Source organism: Tatumella sp. JGM118 (genome assembly GCF_018257515.1).
Lineage (GTDB): Bacteria > Pseudomonadota > Gammaproteobacteria > Enterobacterales > Enterobacteriaceae > Tatumella > Tatumella terrea.
On the sequence record NZ_JAERJR010000023.1, the window covers coordinates 39,178 to 45,582 of the forward strand.

Here is a 6,405-nt window from a genome sequence, read left to right on the forward strand (position 1 = left end):
TCACCGACGAAACTCCATTTCGCTGGTAACAATCATCGATGATCAGTCTGATAATACTTTTTTACCGGCCTCAATATACTTCGATGTTCCTGTATCAATGACGCGGTATTGTCCATTCTGATAACTTATTTTTACCACTGCAGCATTGGCGAGAGGCTTTATCGTTAATGGCCGGCCCGTAATTTCGTAGACTAAATTCATAATTGTCATACCGGAGGTAACTATAAGAATATTTTTCTCATGCTTCTGCAGGGCTGCCGATACAATACCATTGACGGCGTCGTGGGTACGGGCCTTCACCTGCTGATAATTTTCGGCCAGCGCTTCAGGGTCTGCGGCAGCAATGGCGTTTTGTAACTGTTTAATCGACAGATTTCCCTTTACCATTTCCTGCATCAATGCCTGACTATCACGCAAGCCCAGAACCCGCGCACTGGCATCCCTCATCTCTTCGTTACGTAACCCTTCATAACTTCCGAAAAATGACTCACGTAATCCCGGTAACTCCGCAGGCGTCAGCCCGGTTTTACCGGATGCCTGCAGGATAATTTCAAGCGTGCTACGCTGGCGTCCGCTATCCCCTGAATAGACGCTGTCAAAAGGGATAGCTTTAAGTCCTGCGCCCAGATAGCGCGCGATAATCTGCCCTTCCTCCGTCAGAGGCGAATCTGCCCATCCCTGAACATGGTCCAGGGTATTCAGTAATGTTTCACCGTGACGGGCAAAATAGAGCGTAATCTCGCCGGATGAACTCCCGGAAGAGGCAATACCGGGCAGCGCATTAACCATCAGAACAATCAATAACAGATATCGGCTCATTATAATTCCTTTTAATCAGTTCTTATCCCTGTGAAGGTGTTAGTCATAAAATAAAAAATCATCTCCCATTTAAAATATAAACAACAAAACCACATGGCGACGAATTATTTATTACTCTGTGAGTAAACTCAAAAAAAATATCGCACCCTTCACAAAGCACAACAAATACAAGGGGTATATATTACACAGGATAAGTTATCCCGATAATATTAACTGTAGCCTTTACATAGAGCACAAATCTTATTTACAGGCAGCCTATCCTGTAAGTAACTTCCATAACAGAATAATGACTTCCTCAGGCTGCACTGTTGGGGTATTCCGAAGATATTATTTCTTACGCAGGATAAGGAATATTTTTGCGGATAAAAAGTGACAGAAATAACGTCTTTGCGCGTGAACGGAAGCCGGACTTCATCTGCTGATCGCCTGTATCAGGTTTGATCGCAGTTTTCATCCGGAGAAAAAAAAACCGACAGGGATTTCTTATTCCTGCTAACGGGTGAAAGCTCCCGACCAGTGGCCCGGGGTTTTTCCCAACGCTCGCTTAAACATATTGATAAACGCAGTGGCTGAATCATACCCCAGCAGGCCGGCAGTTTGCTGGACACTGGCTCCGCCGGAAAGAGCTTCTATCGCGAGAATAAATTGCAGTTGTTGTTTCCAGCGCCGGAAATTCATTCCGGTTTCACGCAGGATGAGGCGTGAAAGATTTCGTTCACTCATCGCCAATGTTTTCGCCCAGTCATACTGAAGTAGCATATCGGCAGGGTTTTCCCGCATGTAATCAATCATCCGTCGTAATCGTTTATCTTCCGGATAAGGCAGATAATACTGACTATCGGGCTTCCTGGGCAGCTGATCGAAAAGTACCTGAACTAATCGCTGTCGCACAGGGCTATCATTACCCTGTGGCAGGGTGGCTAAATGGAGTATCAATTCCCGAACCAGTGCAGGCAATGCCAGAGTGCAGCAAAAGTCCGGCATTTCCGCCGCTCCCGGTTCAATAAACAGGAAACACAGACGTGCATTCGGCGTGACATGGTTTGAATGATCTCTGCCGCCGGGAACCCATAAAGCACAGTTTTTAGGTACGATCCATAACGCATTCATCACATTACAGGTTACACCGCCGTGAACAGCCAGAATTAGTTGTCCTTTACGATGGCGATGCCGGGGAGACTCACACTGATTATCCGAACCTGCTATCAGGAAAGCGCTGGCAAGGGCCGTGTCGCTATCCGGGTGATAGCCTTCGAGCAGCAGTTGATGGTCGCTCATGAAAAATGTCCGAATACAGTGATTAAATGTCAATTTAGCCTGATTCTTCCCGGTGCAGCAATCGCTATTATTCCGGTTCATCTTCTCTGAATGAAAGGCTATTTTTTTGAAACTCACGCGTTCGTCCTGCCTGCTGGCGGGTATCTTCCTGATTGCAGGCTGTCTGCGGGTCACTTTTACCGGTGTCTCACCGCTATTACACGATATTGCACAGAACTTTTCTCTCAGTGATGTCAGTATTGGCAGTCTGACGACATTACCCTTGCTGGCCTTTGCCGCAATATCGCCTCTCAGTGCCGGGCTGGCAAAACGTTACGGGGCCGAACGGGTGCTGTTTATGGCCTTGCTGATCCTCTGCGTCGGAATTATCTATCGCTCAGCAGGCAATACTTCAGCGCTCTATCAGGGAACCGTGATTATCGGTTGCGGTATTGCGCTCGGAAATGTGCTGTTGCCTGCGCTGGTTAAACGCCATTTTCCTGAACATGTCGGTGATACCATCGGTAAATACTCTCTGGTCATGGGGCTCTGTGCAGCCGCTGGCTCAGCATTGATGGTACCATTAGCGCAGACCCTGCATAGCTGGCGATGGGCATTACTGGCACTCGGCCTTTTTCCGCTGGTTGCGTTACTGGCCTGGATACCACAGATCCGCCAGAGTCCGGATCGATACCTGTCTCCGGGGGAGGCGCAGAGTCATCGCTACCTCTGGCGAAGCCCGCTGGCATGGCAGGTCACCCTGTTCCTTGGTACGAACTCACTGATTTATTATGTCATTGTCAGCTGGTTACCCGCTATCCTGACGTCACAAGGCTATAGCAACGAACAGGCCGGTTCTCTGCATGGACTTATGCAGCTGGCTTCTGCAGTACCGGGACTGCTGGCTGGATACGTTTTGCGTACATTGAAAGGCCAGCAAGGACTCACTTTATTCATGGTTCTGCTTTGTACTTTGAGTCTGGCCGGTTTACTGTGTTGGCCTGTATTTTCGGCGCTTTGGGTCTCTCTGTTTGGCTTCAGTTGCGGGGCCATCATTATTCTGGGACTCACATTTATCAGCCTGCGCTCGGGGTCAGTATTACAGGCGTCAGCACTCTCAGGAATGGCGCAATGCATCGGCTACCTGCTGGCAGCCTTCGGGCCGCCATTAATGGGGCAGTTTCATGATCTTTCCGGCCACTGGAATGGCCCGTTGCTGGTACTTATAGCGTGCTCTCTGCTGATGGCGGTCTTCGGCTATCATGCCTCACAGACACGAAGCATCGGAAAAAATTAAACGAATAAAATTCCCCTGAAAGTGCCGGAGGTTACCCGTTCACTCCCCCCTTTAGCCTGGAGTATTTCGACGGTTTCGCGAAGTTCCCGCGAATAATCGCTTTAGCTGTCTGGAAGTTATGTGATGGGGAGGGATCGCCGCGACTATTAAATATGACTTCCTGTGTGAGCGGTTCCATGCCCGGGACCATTGTTAACGGGTAGTAATACGTCAGTCTGCAGCGAGTACGCCGATACTTTTTCCTGTATTCGCCGAAAAACTTATCACAAGCCACCCTATAATCTTTCTGATGGCCTGTACATTCCGTGTGCCCCTGATTTTACCTATGCCGGAAAGATAATTTGTGTGTCATTTTCTCAGACAGCACTATCCTGTACAAAGAGCCGCAGAGTTGTTCTGTCACCTGATTTAGCATCTACTGTCAGGTACAACGCTGACTCACCGGGTGAGAACAATGCTCATAACTGTATTTTTAGTACGAGGCGATCACGTCGGCTAATGAAAAAATACACCTTTGTTTTAGCGCCGGACTCATTCAAGGAAAGTCTGACGGCAAAAGAAGTCTGTATCGCGATGGAACGCGGGCTAAAGGTTGTTTTCCCTGATGCTACCTTTATTCATGTTCCGATGGCGGACGGGGGCGAAGGGACCACGCAATCCCTGATTGATGCGACCGGCGGGACACTCCATCCATTGTTCGTCACCGGCCCACAGGGAACACCGGTAGAAGCCTGTTTCGGCATCACCGGCAATGGCCGCACCGCAATCATTGAAATGGCCTCAGCGAGCGGTATTCAGCATACCCGGCGTGAAAACCGGTCTCCGCTGTCGGCCACGACCTACGGCACCGGTGAACTGATCCGTGCCTGCCTGGACAAAGGCGTCAGCGAAATCATACTCGGTATCGGCGGCAGCGCGACAAATGATGGCGGTGCCGGTATGGCAAGAGCATTGGGTGTCTGCTTCTATGATGCTCAGGATACCCTCCTGCCTGAAGGCGGCGGTGCACTCTCCCGCTTAAAGAAGATCGATATTTCAGGCCTGGATCCCCGGCTGGCAGCCGTCAATATTCAGATAGCCTGTGATGTGACTCATCCGCTTTGCGGGGAATCCGGGGCATCTGCCGTTTTTGGTCCGCAGAAAGGGGCTACCCCGGAAATGATCACCCGGCTTGATAAAAGTCTGAAACATTACGCCGATGTTATCTCTCAGCAACTCGGAAAAAATGTTGCTGACATTCCGGGATCCGGCGCGGCTGGCGGCCTGGGAGCAGGACTACTGGCATTTACCGGGTGCACGCTTCGGCCTGGTATCGACATTGTTCGGCAATATTCACGCTTAGATCAGAAACTGATCGGTGCCGATTATTGCTTCACTGGTGAAGGACGAATTGATCATCAGACTGCGTTCGGGAAAACGCCCTTTGGTGTCGCCAAAGCAGCAAAAGCGGCGGGGATCCCGGTGATCGCGATTACCGGGAGTATCGGCGAGGGTACGGATACGCTTTATCAGCAAGGTATTAGCGCAATATTCAGTATTGTTCCGCAGGCTGACAGTCTGCCCCGTTTGCTCCGCGAGGGTGCGGAAAATATCACTCAAACCTGTAAAAATATTGGCCGGCTAATCAAGCTTGCGGCGCAATAATACGACTCAGCAGAATACCCCGGAGAGTCTCCGGGATCTTGACCAACAGCCTGTCTGAGCCGACTGAATTCTCGGCTCTTCCACCGACACGCTATTTTGCAGTCCATCAGAATCGTTATTTCAGACGTGCTGTAATCTCAGCAACACGGACGCCATACTGACGGGCGGTCGCTAAATCACCGGCGGGGATCAGATCGGCTCCGGCATCCGACGGTGACTGTACCAGCGGGCCGGCAGATCCCCCCAGGTTATTCAGATCTTCACGGGTAGCGGCGGTAGTATTCGATGGCAGGATCCCAAGACTCACCCAGATCCCGCCATGCTGTGCGGCCAGTGTCTGGAAAAAGATCAGCGTGTTTTGTTTGTCGCCATTCAGGCTTGCACTGTTGGTAAATCCACCGAAGACTTTATTGTGCCACAGACGAGAGAACCAGACTTTTGAACTGGCATCGGCAAACTTTTTAAACTGCCAGGGAACATTCCCCATGTACGTAGGCGCGCCAAAAATAATGCCTTCGGCACTATTGAGTCGCTCCCAGTCCTGTTCGGTGATTTCACCGTTGTTATCGATAGCGATCAGGCTCGCCTGCGCACCCTCAGCGACATATTCAGCTACCCGCTGAGTATGGCCATATCCTGAAAAATACACTACATAGATACCAGACATATCGACCTCTCTTTCGATGAGCTGCCAGCATTTGCAGGCAGATAAATAATTCCCGGAAGTGCTGCCCGTGTTTTGTTCCATAACTGACACACTGGCAGGAACCAGAAATTCTGTCTGATAATAATAACAGCTAAATTCGGAGAGGTCGGTCGGATAAAGGGGAAATCGTGCTGAGCCGAAGATGGCTTTGCAGGGTAACTTTCGGATAGCCTGTTCATCCACGGAAGAACGCCCTGTCTGCCGGGAAAATTTTACCGTGGCAGGGAGAAACCTCTACCTGTAGAACCTGAGCCTCGAAAATCATGAGTCGTCATAATCCCTGAGACAAACAGGACATAAAATCGTAAGTGGTTTACTATATTCAGAGATAAATAGGGAGAGGTTATAAAGTGCGTTTATTCGGCCTGCTATTGCTCAGTGTCATGTTACTGACAGCCTGTGCAGCTAAAAAAGAAAAACCTCCGGAAACCAAAGTGGTACATACCGGGGATTGTTCCGCCAGTGGAAAAATCGTGAACTGTCAGTGGCAAAGCGTTCCGGCCGCCAATATGCATTAATCACGGCCCTCTGAAATTCCTGAAGCTTTGTGGAGCCCGGTGTTATCTGCACGGGCGATAAGCCGTAAATAAGTGCCCCCGGAATGCAAAAAGGCCGCCCGTCAGGGCGGCCTCTGCCTTTTCTCACCGCCGGCACCGGAGGTTTCCCTTCCTGCACCGCGGTG

The 6,405-nt window shown here is 50.2% G+C and carries 6 protein-coding genes; 3 read left to right on the top strand and 3 right to left on the bottom strand.

Annotated features, from left to right (window positions below):
* Nucleotides 1-42 precede the first annotated feature (42 nt).
* Nucleotides 43-819, bottom strand: coding sequence for a histidine phosphatase family protein (locus JK223_RS15175; protein WP_212714991.1), 777 nt, complete (start codon nucleotides 817-819; stop codon nucleotides 43-45).
* Between the two features lie 492 nt (nucleotides 820-1,311).
* Complete coding sequence (locus JK223_RS15180) at nucleotides 1,312-2,097, bottom strand: helix-turn-helix domain-containing protein (protein ID WP_212714992.1); 786 nt, start codon at nucleotides 2,095-2,097, stop codon at nucleotides 1,312-1,314.
* A 106-nt stretch (nucleotides 2,098-2,203) separates the two neighbouring features.
* Here JK223_RS15180 and JK223_RS15185 point away from each other — a divergent pair, with 106 nt between their 5' ends.
* Nucleotides 2,204-3,373, top strand: coding sequence for an MFS transporter (locus tag JK223_RS15185; protein WP_249213652.1), 1,170 nt, complete (start codon nucleotides 2,204-2,206; stop codon nucleotides 3,371-3,373).
* A gap of 498 nt (nucleotides 3,374-3,871) precedes the next feature.
* Nucleotides 3,872-5,017, top strand: coding sequence for a glycerate kinase (locus JK223_RS15190; RefSeq protein ID WP_212714993.1), 1,146 nt, complete (start codon nucleotides 3,872-3,874; stop codon nucleotides 5,015-5,017).
* A 115-nt stretch (nucleotides 5,018-5,132) separates the two neighbouring features.
* On the opposite strand, the gene JK223_RS15195 is transcribed toward JK223_RS15190, so the two are convergent.
* A complete protein-coding gene (locus tag JK223_RS15195) occupies nucleotides 5,133-5,684 on the bottom strand; it encodes a flavodoxin family protein (RefSeq protein ID WP_212714994.1) in 552 nt (183 codons plus the stop codon).
* 389 nt (nucleotides 5,685-6,073) lie between these two features.
* Between JK223_RS15195 and JK223_RS15200 the strand changes: the two genes are divergently transcribed.
* Nucleotides 6,074-6,241 (top strand): hypothetical protein, encoded by a 168-nt coding sequence (locus tag JK223_RS15200; protein WP_212714995.1) that lies wholly within the window; start codon nucleotides 6,074-6,076, stop codon nucleotides 6,239-6,241.
* Nucleotides 6,242-6,405 lie beyond the last annotated feature (164 nt).